This window comes from uncultured Sphingosinicella sp., from assembly GCF_963974575.1.
In the GTDB taxonomy this organism is placed as follows: domain Bacteria; phylum Pseudomonadota; class Alphaproteobacteria; order Sphingomonadales; family Sphingomonadaceae; genus Sphingosinicella.
Map to the genome: position 1 here is coordinate 85,884 of NZ_CAXBBQ010000003.1, position 21,884 is coordinate 107,767.

Below are 21,884 nucleotides of genomic sequence, written 5' to 3' on the forward strand. Positions count from 1 at the left end.
AGGTCAAATTCGTGCCTCAAACCCTCGCGATGCGCGCCATGAAAAACCCGTCGAGCCCCCCCTCGGCGGCAAGCTGTCCGGGCAACGTCCGCACGAAACCCTCGGGATTCGGCGCGATTCCGGCAGGAAGCTCCTCCGGCGTCACTGGGACTACGCGCGCCCACGGTGTCCGCGAAAGGAACGCCGCGACCTGCGACTCGCCTTCGTCCCGCTCCAGCGAGCAGACGCAGTAGAGCATCCGTCCGCCGGGCTTCAGCGTGTCGAACGCATGATCCATCAGCGCGGCCTGCATCCGTACGAGTTCGCCGATCTGGCGCGCCGATTTCAGGTGCAGAACGTCCGGGTGCCGCCGGAAGATGCCGGTGCCCGAACAGGGCGCATCGAGCAGCACAGCGTCGAGCGGCGCAGGCGGTTTCCACTTCAGCGCGTCAGCCGCGACCACGTCCGCCGACAGACCCGTCCGCTCAAGATTCTCGCGCACCCGCGCAATGCGATTTTCGGAAATGTCGAGCGCGATCACCTGCGCGCCCGCGCTCGCCAGTTGCAGCGTCTTGCCGCCGGGCGCAGCACAAATGTCAGCGACCGTCTCTCCCGCCTTTGCGCCCAGCAGCCGCGCCGGCAGCGACGCCGCCAGATCCTGCACCCACCAAGCACCCTCTTCGAATCCGGGCAGCTCTTCGATGCGCCCATGCCGCGCCAGCCGGACATGGCCAGGCACCAGCGACGTACCGCCCAGCCGCTCGATCCACGGCGCCGTATCGGCAGCATCCCGCAGCGTCAGGTCGAGCGGCGGCTCCGCCCCAAGCCCCACGGAAGCAGCCGCGATCACATCCTCGCCCCACGACGCGCCCCAGCGCACCGTCCACATGTCGGGCAGCGTGGGCGGAGACGGCAGCGTCGCGCCCTGCTTCAGCAGGGTAGAAAGCACCCCGTGCGCAAGCCTGCGCGGCCCGCCTTCAAGGAGCGGCAACGCCGTCGCGATCACCGCGTGCGGCGGCGTTTCAAGCAGGATCGTCTGAACGAGCGCCATGCGCAGCACCATCCGCGCACGCGCATCATCTGGCAGCGGCTTCTTCGTCGCGCTGTCGATCAGGGCATCGAGATCGGGAAGATGCCGCAGCACGCCCGAAACGATGGCGCGCGCGAGGCCGCGATCGGCGGGCGCATCGAGCTTGCGGAATGCACGATCGATGCTGCGGTCGAGCGGCTCGCCGCGCCACAGCACGGCTTGCAGGAGCGCGAGCGCCGCGGCGCGCGCGGGTACACCGGAAATCTGCTCCATGCTCAGCGACGACGCTTGAGCGGATCGAGCGCGCTCACACGGCCGCGCGCGGCGGCTTCGTTGATGCTTTGCGGTCGCGTGCCCTGCCCCATGTCCTGCGCGATTCGGCTAAGCGCCGCGACGCGGTTTTCAGGGTTCGGGTGCGTCGAGAACAGATTGTCCATGCCGCCGCCCATCAGCGGCTCGACGATATAGAGCTGCGCTGCGGCCGGATTCTTCTGCGCATAGGGATTGGGGATGCGCGCCGCACCTGCCGCGAGCTTCTGCAGCGCCGACGCAAGCTTCATCGGCTTGCCGCTGATTTCGGCGCCCGCGCGGTCCGCGCCGTATTCGCGCGTGCGGCTGATCGCCATCTGCACCAGCATCGCGGCCAGCGGCGCAACGATCACTGCCGCGATGATCGCGAGCGGGTTGCGGTTGTTGCCGCCCGCGAACAGCGCGAAATTCCCAAGCATCGAGATCGCGCCCGCGAGCGTCGCCGTCACCGTCATCAGCAGTGTGTCGCGATTTTTCACGTGGCCGAGTTCATGCGCCATCACGGCCTCGATCTCGTCCCGGTCGAGGATACGCAGCAGGCCGGTGGTTGCCGCAACCGCCGCGTTCTCCGGGTTACGCCCCGTCGCGAACGCGTTGGGCGCATCGGTATCGATGATGAACACTTTCGGCATCGGCAGGCCCGCACGCAGCGCGAGGTTTTTCACCAGGCCCACGAATTCCGGCGCGCTCCGTTCATCCACCTCGCGCGCGTTGTGCATCCGCAGCACCATCTTGTCCGCGTTCCAGATCGCGAACAGGTTCATGCCGCCGGAAATCAGAAGCGCGATCAATGCGCCGCCGCTGCCGCCGAGCATGTAGCCCAGCCCCATGAACAGCGCCGTCAGCGCCGCCAGCAGCATCACCGTCTTCATCTGACCCATGGTACGCGAGGCTCCTTCTGTCCTCGCGTCACATTATCGGGATGCGCCCGCCCCGCTTCAAGACTTTCCGCTGCCGAGAAAACTGCCGATGCGCTTGAAATAGCTGACCGGGAATAAGCGTGTCATCAGGTCGATGAAGCGCGCATCATTGCCGATGAGTACACGGTGCTGTCCGCGCTCCATGCCGCGGATGATCGTTTCTGCGGCCGCCTCGGGCGTCGTGCGCGCCGACTTTTCAAATTCGTCGCCGGAATCGAGCGCGTTGGTGCGCCCGTCCATGCCCTTGATGAACTTGGCGTTGCGCGCGACGTTCGTTTTGATGCCGCCGGGGTGCACGCGGATCACATTGATATGCGGATCGGTCTCTGCGAGTTCCAGGTACAGCGCCTCGGTGAGTCCGCGCACCGCGTATTTGGAAGCGTTGTAGGCGGACTGGGTGGGGTAGCCCATCATGCCGAACACCGAAGAGATGTTCACCAGCCACGCATCGGAGGATTTGCGCAGATGCGGGATGGCATGCCGGCAGCCGTTCACCACCGCATCGAAATTCACCGCCATCACCCGGTCGAAATCGGCCTTCGGCGTGTCTGCAAACGGCGCCACGACGGAAAGCCCCGCGTTGTTGATGATGCCGTCGAGCTTGCCGAATTCGGCGGCAGCAGCGTCGATCCAGCCTTTCAGGGCCGCCTCGTCGGTCACGTCGAACGCCGCGCTTGTGTGCGGATAATTGCCGAGCATCCGCGCGGTCTCGGCGAGACCGGCCGCGTCCTTGTCGGAAAGCGCCAGCTTCGCGCCACGTTTGGCAAGGCCGATCGCAAGCGCGCGTCCAATGCCACTTCCGGCGCCCGTTACGGCAATGGCTCGGCCTTCAAGGCTTTTCATGTCGTCTGCCTCCCCCTATCTCACCCGCATGGTGCCGTGCCCGCCGGCGCGCGCACAGCTATGAATATGGTGGAAAAGCCCGATGGAAGAGAAGAAGCCCGCGAAAACGGCAAAGCCCGTGACGCCCGATGCGGCGCCGAAGGTGAAGGAAGAGGGCGGACCCGCCGGCCCTGATCCGGTGCGCTACGGCGACTGGGAAAGGAAAGGCATCGCCGTCGATTTCTGACGGCGATGCCTTTTTAGAAACGCCGCGGGCCGGGGGGCAGCGGCGTTCGGGGGACGTTATGCGGTCTTGCGGCGACGGCGCGCGGCGAGCGCTCCAACGACACCAAGGCCGAACAGGCCGATCATGCCCGGCTCGGGCAGGAAGATCATGCGCAGATCGCCGCGAAGCATCGCGTAAATCTCATCGAGATAAAAAGAGACGCGCGTGTCGCCCGACAGCTCACCGAAGCTGGAGTTGGTGCATGCGCTCGACACGGGCGTAACGCCCACGTCGACACCCGGTGCGTTCGAATCGGGATCGATGAAGCCCGGTCCGCAACCGCCGTCGAACACGCCGCCGGTGATGCCGAACGAGGTGATGCCGGCGATCAGGCCGTCGATGAAGGTCGGTCCGCCAGAATCGCCCGGCGAGCTGTTCGCTTCCGTCCTCACGCCGTCGATCACGACCCCGGTGTCGTGCGCGAAGCAGAGTTCGAGCCCGCCGCAGAAGGCGCGGTCCACCGTGCCGAACACGTCATTCTCGTCGAGGCCGCTGTCAAAGTCGAACAGCAGCACGCCATCGCCGACATCCGAGAAGATGTCGCTGCCGAGTCCCTCGTAGATGTTGTTGCCGGCGCGCTTGTCGAAGTCGTCGGTCGCGGGCGTGATACCGCGCGTACCCGCCGTGCCTTCGCCGGTCGTGCCGAAGCCCACCTTGGTGTGGATCTGGCCGAGTTCATCGTTCTCCGTGTAGACGCCGTAGATCTCTTCGCCGTTCGCCGCCGATTTCTTCAGCTTGATGAACGCGATGTCGTTGCTCGGAAAATCGAAGTCCGGATGCACCCAGTAGCTGAAGGCTTCGTACTCGGCGTCAAAGGTCGTGCCGGCAAGGCCATTGCCCGCGCCGGTGCGGAAGCGGATGCGGTTGAGATCGGAATCATCGACGCAGTGCGCCGCCGTGACGACGACATCCGCGGCGATGAAGGTGCCGGTGCAAACCGTGATGAACCCGGCCGCATCGAGCGAATCCGTGTTCATGATGAGACCGCCGACACCCGAATAGGCGCTTGCCCCAATCTTGAACTGCGGATCGTTCACCTGGCTGGCGCTTGAAACCACCAGCTTCGGCTGCAGCAGAGCCTTGTTGTCCGCCATCGAAACCTTGGTGATTCCACCGGCAAATGCAGACGACGAAGCAACCAGCCCCAGCGCAATTGCCGAGGCTCCGACGAGAATGGATTTTTGCATGTTTTCCCACCCTGATACCAGAGACGCAAACCCCTCCCAGCAGGGGTACGCACGGCGTGCCGCGTGGCGGTCACGCAGATGGGGCGGGTCCAAGCAAGAGCCGCGCCACATTGGCGAAACCCAGCGAAAACATATGGTTAATATTCCGGCACAGCAATCTTGTTATTCGGTTGTAAAATTTGCCGACAGGAGCTGACTCAAATGTCCTCGCTGCGCAGAGGCCGGGAAAGCAGCTCGGCGATCACCGTATCCACCGACGCGCTGCCGTCGAGCAAACTGCACACCGCGCGCGTGATCGGCATGTCGACGCCAAGCTCATCCGCCGCAGCCTGCAGCACGGGCGCCGTGAACGCCCCTTCGGCCACCGTCAGCCGGTCGCTGAGCAGTTCCCCGGCGCTCTTGCCCTCGCCAAGCCCGTGGCCGAGCGAGAAATTGCGCGACTGCGTCGACGAGCAGGTGAGCACCAGATCGCCAAGCCCGGAGAGCCCGCGCATCGTTTCGGAACGCGCACCTTTGGCGATGCCGAAGCGCAGCATTTCGGCAAAGCCCCGGCTGATGAGCGCGGCGCGCGCGTTCTCGCCCAGCCTGCGCCCGACGACGACACCGCACGCGATCGCGAGCACGTTCTTGATCGCGCCGCCCACCTCCGCGCCGATCACGTCGTCGGTCCAGTAGGGGCGGAAGCGCGGCGCCGCGATGCGCGCGATCAGCTGCTCGGCGAGCGCCCGGTCCGCGCACGCAAAGGTAATCGCGGTCGGCAGCCCCATCGCCACCTCGCGCGCAAATGTCGGCCCGGAAAGCACGGCGAGCGGCGCTTCCGGCAGCACCTCCGCTGCAACCTCGCCGACAAGCTTGCGCGTCGCCGCCTCGATACCCTTCGCGCAAAGCACGATCGGCGTGTCGCGGCCGGGCACGCCGCCAAGCACGCTCCGCACATGCTGCGCCGGCGCTACAACAAGCAGCACGCCGCAATCGCCGAGCGCATCAAGATCACCCGTTGCGGTTATCGCTTTGGAAAGCCGCACGCCGGGCAGGAACAGCCGGTTCTCGCGCACGGCGTTGATGTCCTCGACCACTTCGGGCTCACGCGCCCACAGCACCACGTCGCCGTTTCCCGCAGCGACCTCCGCAAGCGCCGTGCCCCACGCGCCGCCGCCGATCACGCCAACCTTCATGCCTTCACTCCTGCCCCGCGCACCGGCTCGGCGTCCGGATCGAGCGGCCAGCGCGCGCGCGCCGGCACGTCGAGCGTGTCCGTGTATCCGGCGCGCAGCCGTTCGATTCCGGCCCATGCGATCATCGCCGCATTGTCCGTGCAGAGCGCAAGTGGCGGCGCGGTGAAACCGATGCCGCTGTCGTCGGCGAGCCGCTGCAGCGCTGCCCGGATCGCACCGTTCGCCGCGACACCGCCCGCCACGACAAGCCGCGTCGCCTCCGGCATACGCCCGAGCGCGATCCGCGTCCGGTCGACAAGACAGTCGACCACCGCCTGCTGGAAACTCGCCGCAAGATCGGGAACCGAGCCTCCGGCCGCGCGCAGCACGGCGCTTTTCAGCCCCGCGAACGAGAAGTTGGAATCCCCGCTCCCCACGAGCGGACGCGGCAACGGCACCGCTTTCGGGTTGCCGTCCCGCGCCGCACGCTCCACCGCGGGGCCGCCCGGAAAGCCGAGCCCCAGGATCTTCGCCACCTTGTCGAACGCCTCGCCCGCCGCGTCGTCGATCGTCGTGGCGAGCCGCCGGTAGCGCCCGACGACCTCCACGCCGAGCAGCTGGCAGTGCCCGCCCGATGTCAGCAGCAGCAGATACGGAAACTCGAGGCCAGGATCGGCAAGCCGCGCCGAAAGCGCATGGCCTTCGAGGTGGTTGACCGCGACGAGCGGCTTGCCGCTCGCCAGCGCCAGCGCCTTGCCGGTCACGAGTCCGACCATCACCCCGCCGATCAGCCCCGGCCCCGCCGTCGCCGCGACGGCATCGAGATCGCCGAAACCAAGCCCCGCCTCCGCCATCACCGCCTCAATGAGCGGCGCCAGCCGATCGACGTGCGCGCGCGCCGCAATCTCCGGCACCACGCCGCCATAGGGCCGGTGCGCCTCTTCCTGCCCCGCGATGCGCTGGGCAAGAATGGTGCGGTTTCCGTCGACGAGCGCTGCCGCCGTTTCGTCGCAGCTCGATTCAAGACCCAGAACGATCATATTGTCTCCGCGCTCGTAACTAGATACGCCGCCCCCCATGCACAAGGCTGAGCCTCTGAAACTCGGAACGCGCGGGTCGCCGCTCGCGCTCGTACAGGCGCGCGCCGCCGCGGCCGCACTCATTGCCGCGCACGGCTGGGCTGAAGACAGAGTCGAGATCGTTCCGATCAAGACCACCGGCGACAAGGTCCAGGACCGTCCACTCGCCGAGATCGGCGGCAAGGCGCTGTGGACGAAGGAGCTCGACCGCGCACTCATCGCGGGCGAGATCGATTTCGCCGTCCACTCCGCGAAAGACATGGAGAGCATCCGCCCCAACACCATCGCGCTCGCCGCCGCGCTACCCCGCGCCGACGTGCGCGAACGAATCATCGGCGTCTCCGGCCTCGACGCGTTGAGGCCGGGAATGCGCGTCGGCACCACCTCGCCGCGCCGCGCCGCGCAGCTTCTCGCGCGCATCCCCGGCCTCGGCCTCGTACCGTTCCGTGGCAACGTGGCGACGCGGCTTGCCCGCATTGATGCCGGCGAAGCCGACGCAACGCTGCTCGCGAGTGCCGGTCTCGGTCGGCTCGGGATGCACGATGTCGGCGCGCCCATACCGGTCGAAGCGATGCTCCCCGCGCCGGGGCAGGCGATCATCGCGATCGAAGCCCGCGCCGGCGACGATACCGTCCTCGGGCACCTCGCCGCCGTGAGCGACGCCGATGCGATGACGGCGCTCGTCGCCGAGCGCGCTTTCGCCGCGGCGCTCGGCGGCAGTTGCCACAGCCCCGTCGCCGCGCTTGCCGAGCGGGACGGCGCAGACTTCCGTCTTCGCGCCGAAATCCTCAGCACGGATGGTCAGGAACGCATCGCGGGAGAAACCCGTTTTTCGGAAATCGATGCGGCCCCGGCCGCTGAAACCCTCGCAAGAACATTATTGAACCGGGCATCGCCCGCCCTTCGGAGCCTCTTCGCCGCATGACGCGTGTCCTCATTACCCGCCCGCAGCCAGGCGCTGCCGACACTGCCGAGCGCCTTCGCGCGCTGGGCCACGAGCCCGTGGTCGCCCCGCTGTTCGAGGTGAGGGCGAAGGAATGGTCGCAGCCCGCCGCCATGCCGGAGGCTGTCATGCTGACAAGCGCCGCGGCGGCGCGCGAAGGCGGCCCGGCGATGGCGCCCTATCTCGGGCTGCCGTGCTTCTGCGTCGGCCCGCGTACCGCCGCCGCCGCGCAGGACGCGGGCTTCACCGATATCCGCACGCCGGAGGTGGAGGACGGCGGAGAGTTGCTCGCCGCCATCGCCGAGGAAGGCATCGGCGATATCCTGCACCTCTCCGGCATTGAAATCGCCAGCTATCCACCGCCGGCGGGGCTTAGGGTCGAACGCCGCGTCGTTTACGGCGCGCACTTCCACCGCTGGTCCGAAGCGGAGCTCAAGGCGGCACGGGCTGCCGACGTTGCGCTCGTCTATTCGCCGCGCGGCGGGGAGGCTCTTGGTGCCGCGCTTGGTGCGCACCGCAAGGATGTGCGCCTCTCGGCAATCAGCCGCAATGCGGCCGACGCCGCGGGCGCCGGTTGGGCCGCCCGTGCGGTTGCTGCCGCGCCGGATGAGGACGCGCTGTTTGCGGCAGCGGGGCTGTTGTGCGAGAAGCAGACGCGTAAGGCACCGCTGACGAGGACGCGATGATCGACGACGAAACCCGCGAAACGCCCCGACCGCGCAACGCTTTACCCTGGGTGCTGGTGGCCGGGCTGGTTCTGTTCGCGGCCGGGCTGCTCCTGAGCCCTTGGTTCGAAACGAATATTCGCACGCGCCTGCCCGGTGCATTGCAGCGCCCCGACGTCGAATCGATCGCGGCACGCGTCGAGCGTGAAGCCGGCGCGATCACCCAGCTCGAAGCGCGCGTCACCGCGCTCGAAACCCGCCCGAGCGCACCTGCGCCTCTGGTGGACAGCGCAGGCGCGCCGCCTGCGCTCAACGACCCCATGCCGCTTGCACTCGGCACCGGCCCCGGGTTGGAGCGTCTCGCGCGGCTTGAAGCGCGCATCGAAGCGCTCGATCGCGGACAGGCGCAAGCGTCGACGCGTCTCGACAACGTCTCCGCCGAGCTTGCAGGTCTCAACGTGAAGATCGAGCAGGTCGGCGGCAGCGCCGCACGCTCGATCGAAGCGGCCGCCGCAAGCGCTGAAAAAGCGCGCGGCGTGCTGCTGGTCACGGCGGCAAGGCGCGCCGCCGAACAGGGCCAGAGCCTCGCCGTCCTGGCGCCGGCGCTGCGCCGCCATTTCGCCGCCGCCGATGCCGATGCCGTCGAACGGCTGCTCACCGAGTCGCCCGATGCGCCGACGCTCGCCGTGCTGCGCCGCCGCTTCGAACAGATCCGGCCCCAGCTCGCCGAAAGCGCAGCCCCCGAAAAGGCGGAGTCCCTCTGGTCGCAATTCAAGGCCGGTGTCGCCAGTCTCGTGCAGGTCCGCGAAAAAGGCACAGCCGCGGCGCAGACCGCCAACGAAGCGCGGCTCGCCGATATGGCGACGCGGCTTTCGCAGGGCGATGTTTCCGGCGCGCTGCTCGCCATGCAGCGGCTTCCGGCCCGCACGCAGCAGCTTGCCCGGCAATGGCGTATCTCAGCGGAAGCTTACGCGAACAGCTACGGCGCGCTGCAGCAGCTCGAAGCCTCCGTCCTTCTCGAAGATACCGACCTTCCGCTCACCGTGCCCGCGGACAAAAAGCAGAAAAAGTCGCAATCGCTTTAGACGCGCGACGCTCGAATTCTTGTGCGCAATTCAACCCACGCTAAGACAGGCGGATGATGGAAAGCCTTATCGAACTGTTCATGCAGCCAGCGACGTGGGCGGCGCTGATCACGCTGATCGCGATGGAAGTCGTACTCGGCATCGACAACCTGATCTTCATCTCCATCCTCACCAACAAGCTGCCGGAAGGCCAGCGCGAAAAGGCGCGGCGGATCGGCATCGGCCTTGCGCTCCTGATGCGCCTCGGCCTGCTCGCGACGGTCGCCTTTATCGTCACGCTGGTGAAGCCGGTTATCGAACTTTTCGGGCAGGGCTTCTCGTGGCGGGACATCATCCTCATCGCTGGTGGCCTGTTCCTCGTGTGGAAAGCCACGAAGGAAATCCATCACAGCGTTGATCCGGATCCGAGCGGCGATGTTTTCGATACAAGCAAGGCCGTGATGAGCTTCGGATCGGCGATCACGCAGATCATCCTGCTCGATCTCGTCTTCTCGATCGATTCGATCATCACGGCGGTGGGCATGACCGAACACGTGCCGATCATGGTCGTCGCCGTCATCGTCGCGGTGGGTTGTATGCTGCTCGCCGCAGACCCGCTCGCCAACTTCATCGACAAGAACCCCACTGTCGTGATGCTCGCGCTCGGCTTCCTGCTGATGATCGGCACCACGCTGATCGCCGAAGGCTTCGGCGCGCACGTGCCCAAGGGCTATATCTACGCGGCGATGGCCTTCTCGGTTCTGGTCGAGGTTTTGAACATGCTGTCGCGCCGGGCAAGGCGGCGCCGTGAAGGGAAACAGGATTGACCGCATATCTACACAAGGGCGACCTGCCCGCCGACGTCTTCGCCCCGGGCGCCATCGCCGTGGACTGCGAGGCGATGGGCCTCAACCAGCTGCGCGACCGGCTTTGCGTCGTGCAGCTTTCGGACGGCTGGGGGGACGAGCATCTGGTGCAGTTCCCGCTCGGCCAGTTCGATGCGCCCAACCTGAAGGCTGTGCTTACCGATCCGTCGCGGCTCAAGATCCTGCACTTCGCGCGCTTCGACGTCGCGCTCATCCAGCAGTATCTCGGCATCGTGATGGCGCCCGTGTGGTGCACCAAGATCGCTTCGAAGCTCATCCGCACCTACACCGACCGCCACGGTCTCAAGGATCTCGCGCGTGAGGTGATCGGGCAGGACATCTCCAAGCAGCAGCAGTCGTCGGACTGGGGCGCCGAAACGCTCAGCGAGGCGCAGATCGAATATGCCGCGTCCGACGTGCGCTATCTGCACCGCATCAAGGCCATCCTCGAAGAACGGCTGGAGCGCGAAGGGCGCACGGCGCTGGCGCAGGCGTGCTTCGATTTCCTCCCGACGCGCGCCGCGCTCGACCTTGCCGGCTGGGCCGACAAGGATATTTTCAGCCACGAAAGCTGAGCTGAACAACGATGACGCAGGCCGCAGACGAACTTGCCAGCGACCGCCGCCGCTGGGCGATGCCCGGAAGCGCGTGGGATCGGCAGGTCGTCATCCTGAAGCGCCTGCTGCCCGCCACCGCCGCGCTCATCCTGCTCGCGTGCCTCGTCTGGCCGCTCACCGCGCAGCAGGAGTTCAGCTTCATCCTGTCGCGCGACGCTGTTGAAAAGGCGGGCGAGCGGCTGCGCATGGAAGCGCCGATGTATCGCGGCGAAGACAGCCGGGGCCGACCGTTCAGCATCCTCGCGGACGAGGCCGTGCAGCGCACCTCGAACGAACCGGTCGTGGAGCTGAAGCGCATCGAGGCGCGCCTCACGATGCAGGAAGGCATCGCGACCGTCACCGCGCCGAGCGGCCGCTACGATCTCGAAGCGGAAAAGCTCAATGTCCTCGGCCCGGTCGTTTTCCACCGCCCGGACGGCTATGTTCTGCAAACCGGCGACGTCGCGGTCAGCCTGCCGACACGCAAGGTGACGAGCGTCGGGCGGGTCAGCGGGCGTATGCCGCTCGGCTCGTTTTCAGCCTCCCGACTCGAGGCCGACATGGAAACGCGCGTTGTCACCTTGTCAGGGGGCGTGAAAATGCGGATTACGCAGCGATGATCCGCTCCGCCCTTCTCCTCGCTGCCGCAGCAGCGCTTACGCTCCCCCTTGCTGCCTCCGCGCAGAGCGGCTTCGGCAGCTCGGCGCTGAAAGGCCACGACACGCGCGCGCCCATCGATATCGATGCCGCGCGCATCGAGGTGCGCGACCGCGATTCGCAGGCGATCTTTTCGGGCGCGGTGCGCGTCGTGCAAGGCAACATGACGCTGAATGCCGCAACGATGCGCGTGTTCTACGAAAATGCCGCGGGCGGCAATCTTGCGATCAACCGGCTCGATGCCGAAGGCGGCGTGCAGCTTGTCAGCCCCAGCGAGCGCGTAAGTTCGCGCCTCGGCATCTACGATGTCCAGACCCGCCAGATCACCTTTGTCGGCGGCGTCGTGCTCAATCGCGGCGATAGCGTGCTGCGCGGCGAGCGGCTGGTCATCGACCTTGAAAACGGCCGTTCGACACTCGACGGCTCGGCCAGCGCGACGGACGGCGGCCCCCGCGTCACCGGCCGCTTCGTGGTGCCCCCGCGCGGTTCGCAGTAACCGCCTAAACGATCCTTTTTATTCTGTTTGGTCCCGTTCGGCTTGCATTGCCGAAACCGACCATGCACAAATTGCGCCAATTGGGCGCCAGCCTGCATTTGTCGTTAAGTATTCGTGAGGTAGAAAGCCGCCATGAGCGAAGTCATGACGATGGAGGACGAGACTCCCGCGGTCGATACCGAACGCGGTCTCGCTGTCGTGTCCATCGGAAAGCGCTATGACAAGCGCGTGGTGCTGCGCGATGTGTCGCTCGGCGTACGGCGGGGCGAGGTCGTCGGACTGCTTGGGCCGAACGGCGCGGGCAAGACGACGTGCTTCTATTCGATCATGGGGCTGGTGATGCCCGATTCGGGCCGCATCCTCCTCGACGGCATCGATATCACCGGCCTTCCCATGTATCGCCGCGCCGCGCTCGGCGTCGGCTATCTGCCCCAGGAAACCTCGATTTTTCGCGGTATGACGGTGGAAGACAATATCCGCGCCGTGCTCGAAGTCTCGGAGCCCGACCCGGCAGCGCGCGAGGCGCGGCTCGATCAGCTGCTCGGCGAATTCTCCATCGCGCGGCTTCGCAAGGCGCCCGCCATGTCGCTGTCGGGCGGTGAACGCCGCCGCTGCGAGATCGCCCGCGCGCTCGCCGCGAACCCCTCGATCATGCTCCTCGACGAGCCGTTCGCGGGCATCGATCCCATCTCGATCGCCGACATCCGCAACCTCGTCGGCCACCTCAAAGACCGCAACATCGGCGTCCTCATCACCGATCACAATGTCCGCGAAACGCTGGAGATCGTGGACCGTGCTTGCATCATCTACGACGGCCGCGTGCTCTTCGAAGGCACGCCCGAGGCGCTTGTCGCCGACGAGACGGTGCGCAAGGTCTATCTCGGCGAAAGCTTCAGCCTCTAGCGCCATGGCGATCGGTCCGCGTCTTGATCTGAGGCACTCGCAGCAGCTGGTAATGACCCCCCAGCTGCAGCAGGCGATCAAGCTGCTGGCGCTGTCGAACCTCGAGCTCGAAAGTTACATCAACGGCGAACTCGAACGCAATCCGCTGCTCGAAGCGGCGGGCGAGGCTCCGGCGGAGCCCTCCGACGCCCCCGAAATCGCGTCCGACGAGTGGTCAGCACCCGATCCGGCGGGCTCGGACCAGCTCATCGCGGCAGGCGCCGGCGATGCCGATGCACCGCTCGACGTCGACCACGCCGCCGAAACCTTCCACCACGACTGCGCGAGCGACATGCCCGCCCCCGGCACCGGCGGCCTCGACGGCAGCCTCAGCGTCGCGGGTCCCACCGTCGCGGGCGCGGGCGGCGGCGAGGACAGCGAAGGCTTCGACGCCACGCTCTCCGCCGAACTCTCGCTCCACGACACGCTCCTCGCCCAGCTCGCGGGCATGGACGAGGTGCAGCAGATCATCGCGCGCCACATCATCGATCTCATCGACGAAAGCGGCTATTTCACCGGCGATCTCAATGAAATCGGCGCACGCCTGCAGGTGCCCACCGCCGATGTCGAGGCCGTGCTGAAGATCGTCCAGACGTTCGAGCCGACCGGCGTCGGCGCGCGTTCGCTCGGCGAGTGCCTGGCGCTGCAGGCGATCGAGGCGGACCGCCACGATCCCGCGATGGCGACGCTGCTTTCGAACCTCGATCTGCTCGCGCGCGGCGAGCTGGCGACGCTGCGCCGCATCTGCGGCGTCGATGCCGAAGACCTCTCCGACATGATCTCCGAGCTGCGCGCCTACAACCCCAAGCCCGGCCTCGCCTACGGCGGCGAGCCCCCGCAGCCGATCATGCCCGACATCTTCGTCGCGCGCACCGTATCGGGCGGCTGGGCAGTCGAGATCAACGCCGCGACGCTGCCGCGCCTCCTCGTCAACCGCAGCTATTATGCGGAACTTTCAGGCACGGGCGGCAAGGCGGCGAAGAGCTTCCTGTCGGACTGTCTGCAATCCGCGAACTGGCTCATCAAGGCGCTCGATCAGCGCCAGCGCACGATCATCAAGGTCGCGACCGAGCTCGTCCGCCAGCAGGAGGCGTTCTTCCTCCACGGCGTCCAGCACCTGAAGCCCCTCAATCTCCGCGCCATCGCCGACGCCATCGGGATGCACGAATCGACCGTCAGCCGCGTCACCTCGAACAAGTACCTCTCGTGCGAGCGCGGCCTCTTCGAGCTGAAATACTTCTTCACCTCGGCGATTCAGGCCTCGGACGGCGGCGACGCCGTCTCCGCCGAATCGGTGAAAACCAAGATCCGCGAACTCATCGAAGGCGAGCGCGGCGGCAAGATCCTCTCCGACGACAAGCTCGTCGAGCTGCTCAACGACGCCGGTTTCGACATCGCCCGCCGCACCGTCGCGAAATACCGGGAGGCGATGGGCATCGGCTCCTCGGTCGAACGTCGCCGCGCCGCCGCTATCCAGAGCGCGGCGGCTTAGTCCCTCAGAAGCTCGTTGATGCCCGTCTTGCTCCGTGTCTGCGCATCGACACGCTTCACGATCACCGCGCAGTAAAGCCCCGGCCCGCCGTCCGCGCCCGGCAGCGAGCCCGGCACGACCACGGAGTAAGCCGGCACGCGCCCGCGCATCACTTCGCCCGTCGCGCGGTCGACGATCTTCGTGGAGGCGCCGAGATAGACGCCCATGGAGAGCACCGCGCCCTCTTCCACCACCACGCCCTCGGCGACTTCGCTGCGCGCGCCGATGAAGCAATTGTCCTCGATGATCACTGGTCCGGCCTGCAGCGGTTCCAGCACGCCGCCGATGCCGACGCCGCCCGAAATGTGCACGCCCTTGCCGATCTGCGCGCAGCTGCCGACGGTGGCCCACGTATCGACCATCGTGCCCTCGCCCACATAAGCGCCGATGTTGACGAAGCTCGGCATCAGCACCGCGCCCTTGGCGATGTAAGCGCCGCGCCGCGCCGTGGCGCCCGGCACCACGCGGAAGCCCGCCGCGCGAAACCGGTTCTCGCCCCATCCGGCGAACTTCGAAGGCACCTTGTCGAACGCCGGCGCGCCGCCCGCCCCGGCCTCGACGATGGCGTTATCGTTCAGCCGGAACGACAGCAGCACCGCCTTCTTCAGCCACTGGTTGACGCGCCACTCCCCGTCCACCTTCTCGGCGACGCGGTAGGTGCCCGCGTCCAGCCCTTCGATCGCGGCCTCCACCGCCTCGCGCACCGCGCCGGTTGTGGAAAGGCCAAGCCCTTCGCGCTCTTCCCAGGCCTGATCGATGATGGCGGCGAGATCGGTCATGCTTCTACCCCTGTCGTAATAAAATGAAGCCAGTCGCCAACGTCGGCGATCCGGTGGTCGATGCTGTCGTGGTCGGCCTGATAGCTGCCGCTTTCGGCGCCGTTGTCCGCCCACACCGTCGTCATGCCCATCGCCTTCGCGGGCACGAGGTTGCGCGCCATGTCCTCCACGAACAAGGCGCGTTCGGGCCGGATGCCGTGCGCCGTGCAGAAGCCGTGATAGGCGTTCGGATCGGGTTTCGGCCGATAATCCATGGCGTGGATATCGTACACCGCCTCGAACACCCCGCCGAGGCCGAGCCGGTCGAGCACCCTCTCGGCATAGGCCGTGTCGGCGTTGGTGAACACGAGCTTGCGGCCCGGCAGCTTGTCAAACGCCGCCGCCATGCGGCTGTCCGCCTCCAGCACGCCCATGTCGATGTCGTGCACGAAGCTCAGGAAATCCGCTGGTGCCACGCCGTGCCCGTCCATCAGCCCGCGCAGCGTCGTGCCGTGATCGTGGAAGAAGCGCTTCTGCACCCGCCGCGCTTCCACAGCGTCGCACCCGATCAAGCGCATGATGTATGCGCCCATGCGCTCGTCGATCTGCGCGAACAGGTTCGCGCGCGGCGGATAGAGCGTGTTGTCGAGATCGAAAATCCACGTCTCGATGTGGCCGAAGGCGTCCATGCGGGGGTCATGGCTTCGACCGGTCGATTCCGCAAGCATTTGGTAATGCCTTTAAGCGACGATTCTGCCATCAGGGGTGCAAAGGGAACAATAGGGGTGCTGGCGGATATGCGCCGACGCGTCAGTACGCAGCTTCGTGGATTCACTGCCGTTTCGGCGCTGTGCATGGCTGCATTCCTCGCCGCATGCGGCGGCGGTGGAGGCGGCACGCGCCCCGTGGCGCCGGGCACGGTCACGCCGCCCCCGACACCGACACCCACCCCGACACCCACGCCAAGCCCCGTTTACGATACGGCCGAATATAATCGCTCCAACGCCGCGGCGTCGGCGGGTGCGATCGCGGCCTACGAGGACGGCGCGACCGGCGCGGGCGTGAAAATCGCGGTCATCGACAGCGGCGTTGATATCCAGAGCGCCGAATTCGCAGGCCGCATCGATTCGGCGAGCCGCGACATCGCAGGCGCGCGCAGTGTCGACGATACCGACGGCCACGGCACCTCCGTCTCCGCCGTCGCGCTCGCAGCGAAGAACGACAGCGGCATCCACGGCCTCGCCTTCGACGCGACATTGATCGCGCTCAGAACCGACACGCCCGGCACCTGCACCTCAACCGACGGCTGCTCGCATTCGGACAACAACATCGCCATTGCGATCGATACGGCAGTCTCGGCGGGCGCGCGCGTCATCAACATGTCGCTCGGCGGCGAGGGGCCCAATTCGCGCCTGCGCACCGCGATTGCAAACGCGACCGCAGCGGGCGTCATCGTCGTCATCTCGGCAGGCAACGACAGCCTTTCGAATCCCGATCCCTTCGCTCAGATCGCAAGCGATCCGGCGGCACGCGGCCGCGTCATCATCGCGGGTTCGGTGAACGATACCGATGCGCTTTCAAGCTTCAGCAACCGCGCGGGCAGTTTCGCGGCGCACTACATCGCCACGCTCGGCGAGGGGGTGCGCAGCTTCGATCATACCGGTACCCACTACTGGTTCAGCGGCACCTCCTACGCCGCTCCCGGCATCGCCGGCGCCGTCGCCTTGCTGGCGGACGCCTTCCCCACGCTGAGCGCCGACGAGATCATCGACATCCTGTTCCGCACCGCGCGCGATGCGGGCGCGGCGGGTGACGACACAGTCTTCGGCCAGGGCATTCTCGATCTCGTCCGCGCCTTCTCGCCGATCGGCGCCACCGCGCTTGCGGGGAGCAGCGTGCCCGTTACCAGCGAAGCGGGTTCGCTCGCGGTGCTCGGCGGCGCGCTCGGCGACGGCGGTGATCTCACCGGCGCGCTTTCCGATATCGTCGTTCTCGACAGCTACGGCCGCGCCTACGTCGCCGATCTCGGCGCGGGCATTTCGCGCATCGCCCCCGCGCCGCGCCTCGCCGCTGCGCTGCAGACCAACACCGAAGAGGCGCGCGACGCCTTCGGCATCGCCGGCTACAGCCTGTCGTGGAACGCCGCTGTCAGCACGCGGCCCTGGCTCGGCCTCGCCCAGTCGGGCGGCATCGATGCCCGCGCAGACGTGGACGCCAGCGTCACGCGCGGCTTTGTCACCGGCAGCGTCACCCCCGGCACGGGTGTCGGCTTCGCGGCCGGTTACGGCGCGGACGATCTGCTTGCGAACATGGCGGGCACGCGCGCGCCGGGCTCGCGCTTCATCGCGAGCGGAGATGCGCTGCGCGACGACGGCGTTTCTATCGCGGGCACGCGCGCCGCGGCGGTCAGCCAGCGCATCGGCAGCTGGACCTTCGGCATGGCGGCGGGCACGGGCGAAACCCGGTCGCTCAGCCCCGGCAGCGCGTGGGACCGGCGCCGCGACACGGACGCCATGCAGCTGTTCGCCGCCAGCGCCGCGCGCCGCATCGGCGCGTCAGACGTCAGCGTCACGTGGAGCCGCCTCGATGAAAGCGGCAGCATCCTTGGCGCCGAAGGCTCAGCAGCGCTCGGGCTGACACGCGCCTCCAGCAATTTCCTCGGCCTCGACTGGGCGATGGATGCCGGGAACGGCTGGCGCGTCGCGGCGCAGGCACGCGGCGGGCTCTCCCATCTCGATGTCGCCGCAGGCGGCCTCATCTCCGGCGCGAATGCACTCCGCACCCTCGCCTTCGCGTTCGACGTGACGAAATCGGGCGTGGTCGCACGCGGCGACACGGTCTCGGTGCGAATCGCCCAGCCGCTCCGCGTCGAAGGCGGCGCGCTCCGCGCCGATATCCCGACGAGCTACGACTACGAAACCGAAACGGCAGGCTACACCCGCCGCACCTTCACGCTCGCGCCCTCGGGCCGCGAGATCAGCGTGGAAGCCGCGTGGTCGCTGCCCCTGGCCGGCATCGGCCACCTCGACACAAACCTCTTCTGGCGCCGCGACCCCGGCCACATCGCCTCGCTCGACGACGACATGGGCGCAGCGCTCCGCCTCAGAGCACGGTTCTAGCGCCGTTAACCTCGACGCGCTCTTGTAAGGAATTGGAGTTGAGGCCGAATCAGAAAAGCCCAGCAGGCATTTTGACCGTTACCTTCGGATTGATCGCTGTCGTCGTCTGGAACAGCATCACGCTCGACAATAATCCGGTTCACTTTGACGGCATGTTTTGTGCCAGCAATGACATAAAATCCGAACTCATCCGCGACCCATACGGCGTTGATGTAATCCCACCGCAATCTGTTTGCGACGGAGCAGCGAAGCCCAGTTCGGGGCCAGAAATCTGTGTGGGACAAACCGAAAAGCGCCAGTATCACAAAGGCGAAGCCATCGGTGCTCCGGTTACGTGGCGAAATGTGCCTGCAGGATCGTCAGTCGTCATCTCTCTGGAACGGGATGATCCAAACCCAGCCACCCGCTACCTCGAACCTGTCGGAGCATTGGTCATGGCCCCAATTCCAGCCTCTGATGTTGGCGGGGTCAGTTTCAAATGGAATGGTCGAGAAAAGCCCTGCGCTCCTACGGATGCACCAACGTTGTGCAACGAAATGGCGGAAGTCGGAAGATATCGCCTGCGCGCCCTTCTATATGACCGCGAGCAGATCCAGATCGCAGGCTTGGGCCCGGTCTCGCAAGCCAAGCTCCTTGCTCATCACGCATCACCGCCATTTGTTGTTGCCGGCAAACCCGATCTGCGAGCAATTGCCTCCCTCTTGTGGATGGGTGCGGAGAACACGGCAGAGGGCCCTATGCCAATGCATGATCTCAAGAGCGAGATCAAAGTCTACGAGCGCTTCGGCGGACGCATTTGCGCAGTGTTTCCAGGGCGTCCTCCTTTGGGAGGTTCCATAGAATCCTGCGTGCTTAAATCTGCCCTGATCGGAGATGCAGGCCTGCTCGTATTCAACCCTGATCAGGCATGGATTACGCGCAGCGTCTTCGTCCGCTAGCGCAGGAAGCCGCCATTTTCAGGTCGTTAGCTGAAATCGATCCCCGCTAGCGGTGCGCGCCCCGCGCCATGTCCCGCTGCCGAACAGCCGCGTGCGCCAGCCGCACCACCTCGTCGTCCAGCTCGCTGACCGTGGACAATTGTTTGCCGCACTCGGTGCAGACGATCCAGTCGCGTTCGGCAGGACGCTCCGACACCGCAAAGTCCATGCCGCCGCAGTTCTCGCACTTCAGGCTGACTCTGATTCCGCCAGTCATGGCCAATCTCCCCGGTTATGCTTTTGTTGCAAAGCTATCGGGCTCGCGCGCGAAGTCGAGTCGTCTTGTGCGTAGGGATACCCCCGAAAAGACAGAGGGCCGGCATTCTCAAGCGTGAGAATGCCGGCCCTCCGCGCGTTTTGGGCGTGTTTCCGACAGGGGGGATCGGAAACGGCGCCCCGCGCTCTCAATACAGCAGATCGGACTGGGACGTGCCGATCAGCTGTCGCCGCGCTCCGCGCGACGTTCCGCGCGCTTCGCCTCGTGCGCCGCACGGCGCTCGTCGGGGCTCAGCGTACCATCCTTGTTCGTGTCGGCGGCGTCGAAGCGTGCAAACGCCTTCGCCTTCGCCTCGGCGAGCGTGACGCGTCCGTCATTGTTGGCGTCAGCGGTTTCAAAGCCCTTCTCACCGAAGCCGCCCCAGCCCATTCCGCCGCGGTGCATCATATGGTGGCCCTTGCGCCCCTCGCCATCCTTGAACTTCATGCGCATCTCGCGGCGCTCATTGCCGCCGGCCGCTGCCGTCTCGCGGTGTTCCATCCACTTCATTTTCATCCCGGCGTGGTGCGAATCCCATTCCGTGCGGCTGATCTGGCCGTTCTTGTCGGCGTCCATCGATTCGAACATGCGCGTGCGTGCCTCGGCCATTTTCTTTTCGCCTTCGGCGCGCCGCGCTTCGGCGTGCGCCTTGACCTCGGCCTCGGTAACGGCGCCGTCCTTGTTCGCGTCCACCGCCGCGAAGCGCTCGGCGATCTTCTTTTCAACGTCCGCACGCGTCTCGGGCGCGCTCCAGCGGGCTGCCTTTTCCGCAGGCGCCGGGGCGGCAGTCTGCGCGATCGCGGGAAGCGCCATAAGCGCGGCAGCCGATGCGCCGATCATCAGGAATTTGGTCACTGTCGGTACTCCGTTTCAGCATCTGATTATCTGCCTATACGCAGCCCGCGCTGACTCTCCCTTGAATATGCCGTTCATCAATGCGAAGGGCGCGCGTACTTCGTTTTTTCGCGAAAGGTCTGGTTGGATGTCTGATATCAAGCGCGTGGTTCTGGCCTTCTCTGGCGGTCTCGACACGAGCGTGATCCTGAAATGGCTTCAGCAGACCTATGCCTGCGAGGTCGTGACCTTCACCGCCGATCTCGGCCAGGGCGAGGAGCTCGGGCCGGCGCGCGCCAAGGCGGAGCTGATGGGCGTGAAGCCCGAGCACATCTTCATCGACGATCTCAAGGAAGAGTTCGTGAAGGACTATGTGTTCCCGATGATGCGCGCGAACGCGCTCTACGAGGGTCTTTACCTGCTCGGCACGTCGATCGCCCGGCCGCTGATCGCGAAGCGCCAGATCGAGATCGCCAAAATGGTCGGCGCGGATGCCGTCAGCCACGGCGCGACCGGCAAGGGCAACGATCAGGTCCGTTTCGAGCTGGGCTATTACGGCCTCAACCCCGACATCAAGGTGATCGCGCCGTGGCGCGAGTGGGATCTCACCAGCCGCACCCGCCTCATCGAGTTCGCCGAGGCGCACCAGATCCCCGTGTCCAAGGACAAGCGCGGCGAAGCGCCGTTCTCGACCGACGCGAACCTCCTCCACACCTCCTCTGAAGGCAAGGTCCTCGAAGACCCGTGGGAGGAAGTGCCCGACTACGTCTTCTCGCGCACCGTGAACCCGGAAGACGCGCCCGATACGCCCGAATACATCACCGTCGAGTTCGACGCAGGCGACGCGGTCGCGATCAACGGCGAGGCGCTGTCCCCGGCAAACCTCCTCGCCAAGCTCAACGATTACGGCCGCACGCACGGTATTGGTCGTCTCGACCTCGTCGAGAACCGCTTCGTCGGCATGAAGTCGCGCGGCATGTACGAAACCCCCGGCGGCACCATCCTCCACATCGCCCACCGCGCCATCGAGCAGCTCACGCTCGACCGCGGCGCCGCCCACCTCAAGGACGAACTCGGCCCCCGCTACGCCGAACTCGTCTACAACGGCTTCTGGTTCAGCCCGGAGCGAGAGATGCTGCAGGCCGCCATCGATCACAGCCAGCAAAAGGTCAGCGGCACCGTCCGCCTCAAGCTCTACAAGGGCTCGGCCTGGGTCGTCGGCCGTAAGTCGCCGAACTCGCTCTATTCCGAAAAGGTCGTCACCTTCGAAGACGACGCCGGCGCCTACGACCAGCGCGACGCCGAAGGCTTCATCAAGCTGAACGCCCTGCGCCTGCGCCTTCTGGGGCGCCGGGGCGCTTAAACCCGCCTTTAACCCTGCGCCCCTAGTCTCGCCGCACCATGGAAACGGCGG

Annotated in this window: 23 protein-coding genes; 13 read left to right on the forward strand and 10 right to left on the reverse strand. The window is 66.3% G+C overall.

The window, feature by feature from the left end; genetic code table 11:
* Window positions 1-16: 16 nt before the first annotated feature.
* From AAC014_RS06145 to AAC014_RS06155, 3 genes are read right to left on the reverse strand one after another with little or no spacing between them, the layout of a single operon-like run.
* Window positions 17-1,282, reverse strand: a complete 1,266-nt coding sequence (locus AAC014_RS06145) for a transcription antitermination factor NusB (protein WP_339705623.1) — start codon at window positions 1,280-1,282, stop codon at window positions 17-19.
* 2 nt (window positions 1,283-1,284) lie between these two features.
* Window positions 1,285-2,199 carry a zinc metalloprotease HtpX gene (gene htpX / locus AAC014_RS06150; protein WP_293780636.1) on the reverse strand — a complete coding sequence of 305 codons (915 nt, stop codon included), beginning with the start codon at window positions 2,197-2,199 and terminating at the stop codon, window positions 1,285-1,287.
* 57 nt (window positions 2,200-2,256) lie between these two features.
* The gene (locus AAC014_RS06155) at window positions 2,257-3,081 is read right to left on the reverse strand and encodes an SDR family oxidoreductase (protein WP_339705628.1); all 825 of its coding nucleotides are present in this window, start codon (window positions 3,079-3,081) and stop codon (window positions 2,257-2,259) included.
* An 82-nt stretch (window positions 3,082-3,163) separates the two neighbouring features.
* On the opposite strand from AAC014_RS06155, the gene AAC014_RS06160 reads away from it, so the two are divergent.
* The gene (locus tag AAC014_RS06160; RefSeq protein WP_339705631.1) at window positions 3,164-3,307 is read left to right on the forward strand and encodes a DUF1674 domain-containing protein; all 144 of its coding nucleotides are present in this window, start codon (window positions 3,164-3,166) and stop codon (window positions 3,305-3,307) included.
* Between the two features lie 56 nt (window positions 3,308-3,363).
* On the opposite strand, the gene AAC014_RS06165 is transcribed toward AAC014_RS06160, so the two are convergent.
* From AAC014_RS06165 to tsaD, 3 genes are all read right to left on the reverse strand, one after another.
* Window positions 3,364-4,533: a trypsin-like serine protease gene (locus AAC014_RS06165; RefSeq protein WP_339705634.1), complete on the reverse strand. Its 1,170-nt coding sequence runs from the start codon at window positions 4,531-4,533 to the stop codon at window positions 3,364-3,366.
* A 197-nt stretch (window positions 4,534-4,730) separates the two neighbouring features.
* On the reverse strand, window positions 4,731-5,708 hold the full coding sequence (locus tag AAC014_RS06170) for an NAD(P)H-dependent glycerol-3-phosphate dehydrogenase (RefSeq protein WP_339705636.1): 978 nt from the start codon (window positions 5,706-5,708) through the stop codon (window positions 4,731-4,733).
* A complete protein-coding gene (tsaD, locus tag AAC014_RS06175; protein WP_339705638.1) occupies window positions 5,705-6,727 on the reverse strand; it encodes a tRNA (adenosine(37)-N6)-threonylcarbamoyltransferase complex transferase subunit TsaD in 1,023 nt (340 codons plus the stop codon). The genes AAC014_RS06170 and tsaD overlap by 4 nt, the downstream gene beginning before the upstream one ends.
* 37 nt (window positions 6,728-6,764) lie before the next feature.
* On the opposite strand from tsaD, the gene hemC reads away from it, so the two are divergent.
* The 9 genes from hemC (at window position 6,765) to rpoN (ending at window position 14,487) form a co-directional block, all read left to right on the forward strand.
* Window positions 6,765-7,691, forward strand: coding sequence for a hydroxymethylbilane synthase (gene hemC, locus AAC014_RS06180; RefSeq protein WP_339705640.1), 927 nt, complete (start codon window positions 6,765-6,767; stop codon window positions 7,689-7,691).
* Entirely contained in the window at window positions 7,688-8,395 is a 708-nt protein-coding gene (locus tag AAC014_RS06185) for a uroporphyrinogen-III synthase (RefSeq protein WP_339705642.1), read from the forward strand. The genes hemC and AAC014_RS06185 overlap by 4 nt, the downstream gene beginning before the upstream one ends.
* Window positions 8,392-9,459: a hypothetical protein gene (locus AAC014_RS06190; RefSeq protein WP_339705645.1), complete on the forward strand. Its 1,068-nt coding sequence runs from the start codon at window positions 8,392-8,394 to the stop codon at window positions 9,457-9,459. The genes AAC014_RS06185 and AAC014_RS06190 overlap by 4 nt, the downstream gene beginning before the upstream one ends.
* 56 nt (window positions 9,460-9,515) lie before the next feature.
* On the forward strand, window positions 9,516-10,265 hold the full coding sequence (locus AAC014_RS06195) for a TerC family protein (protein ID WP_339706574.1): 750 nt from the start codon (window positions 9,516-9,518) through the stop codon (window positions 10,263-10,265).
* Entirely contained in the window at window positions 10,262-10,879 is a 618-nt protein-coding gene (locus AAC014_RS06200; RefSeq protein WP_339705648.1) for a ribonuclease D, read from the forward strand. Before AAC014_RS06195 ends, AAC014_RS06200 begins: the two co-directional genes overlap by 4 nt.
* Window positions 10,880-10,890: 11 nt before the next feature.
* The gene (lptC, locus tag AAC014_RS06205) at window positions 10,891-11,520 is read left to right on the forward strand and encodes an LPS export ABC transporter periplasmic protein LptC (protein WP_339705651.1); all 630 of its coding nucleotides are present in this window, start codon (window positions 10,891-10,893) and stop codon (window positions 11,518-11,520) included.
* Window positions 11,517-12,053 carry an LptA/OstA family protein gene (locus tag AAC014_RS06210; RefSeq protein WP_339705654.1) on the forward strand — a complete coding sequence of 179 codons (537 nt, stop codon included), beginning with the start codon at window positions 11,517-11,519 and terminating at the stop codon, window positions 12,051-12,053. The genes lptC and AAC014_RS06210 overlap by 4 nt, the downstream gene beginning before the upstream one ends.
* Before the next feature lie 132 nt (window positions 12,054-12,185).
* Window positions 12,186-12,956 carry an LPS export ABC transporter ATP-binding protein gene (gene lptB / locus AAC014_RS06215; protein WP_339705656.1) on the forward strand — a complete coding sequence of 257 codons (771 nt, stop codon included), beginning with the start codon at window positions 12,186-12,188 and terminating at the stop codon, window positions 12,954-12,956.
* A 4-nt stretch (window positions 12,957-12,960) separates the two neighbouring features.
* Window positions 12,961-14,487, forward strand: coding sequence for an RNA polymerase factor sigma-54 (rpoN, locus tag AAC014_RS06220; RefSeq protein WP_339705659.1), 1,527 nt, complete (start codon window positions 12,961-12,963; stop codon window positions 14,485-14,487).
* Here rpoN and dapD read toward each other — a convergent pair.
* Both dapD and AAC014_RS06230 read right to left on the reverse strand, forming a co-directional pair.
* Complete coding sequence (dapD, locus tag AAC014_RS06225; RefSeq protein WP_339705662.1) at window positions 14,484-15,305, reverse strand: 2,3,4,5-tetrahydropyridine-2,6-dicarboxylate N-succinyltransferase; 822 nt, start codon at window positions 15,303-15,305, stop codon at window positions 14,484-14,486. The two genes, rpoN and dapD, sit on opposite strands and share 4 nt — an antisense overlap.
* Window positions 15,302-16,012, reverse strand: a complete 711-nt coding sequence (locus tag AAC014_RS06230) for a pyrimidine 5'-nucleotidase (protein WP_339705665.1) — start codon at window positions 16,010-16,012, stop codon at window positions 15,302-15,304. Before AAC014_RS06230 ends, dapD begins: the two co-directional genes overlap by 4 nt.
* Window positions 16,013-16,081: 69 nt before the next feature.
* Between AAC014_RS06230 and AAC014_RS06235 the strand changes: the two genes are divergently transcribed.
* Together AAC014_RS06235 and AAC014_RS06240 are read left to right on the forward strand one after the other, a co-directional pair.
* Entirely contained in the window at window positions 16,082-18,403 is a 2,322-nt protein-coding gene (locus AAC014_RS06235) for a S8 family peptidase (protein WP_339705668.1), read from the forward strand.
* A 71-nt stretch (window positions 18,404-18,474) separates the two neighbouring features.
* Window positions 18,475-19,341 (forward strand): hypothetical protein, encoded by an 867-nt coding sequence (locus tag AAC014_RS06240; RefSeq protein ID WP_339705670.1) that lies wholly within the window; start codon window positions 18,475-18,477, stop codon window positions 19,339-19,341.
* A 46-nt stretch (window positions 19,342-19,387) separates the two neighbouring features.
* Here AAC014_RS06240 and AAC014_RS06245 read toward each other — a convergent pair whose 3' ends face one another.
* Window positions 19,388-19,597, reverse strand: a complete 210-nt coding sequence (locus AAC014_RS06245; protein WP_339705672.1) for a hypothetical protein — start codon at window positions 19,595-19,597, stop codon at window positions 19,388-19,390.
* A 219-nt stretch (window positions 19,598-19,816) separates the two neighbouring features.
* The gene (locus AAC014_RS06250; RefSeq protein ID WP_339705674.1) at window positions 19,817-20,491 is read right to left on the reverse strand and encodes an EF-hand domain-containing protein; all 675 of its coding nucleotides are present in this window, start codon (window positions 20,489-20,491) and stop codon (window positions 19,817-19,819) included.
* Window positions 20,492-20,618: 127 nt separating this feature from the next.
* Here AAC014_RS06250 and AAC014_RS06255 point away from each other — a divergent pair, with 127 nt between their 5' ends.
* On the forward strand, window positions 20,619-21,833 hold the full coding sequence (locus tag AAC014_RS06255; RefSeq protein ID WP_339705676.1) for an argininosuccinate synthase: 1,215 nt from the start codon (window positions 20,619-20,621) through the stop codon (window positions 21,831-21,833).
* Window positions 21,834-21,884: the final 51 nt, after the last annotated feature.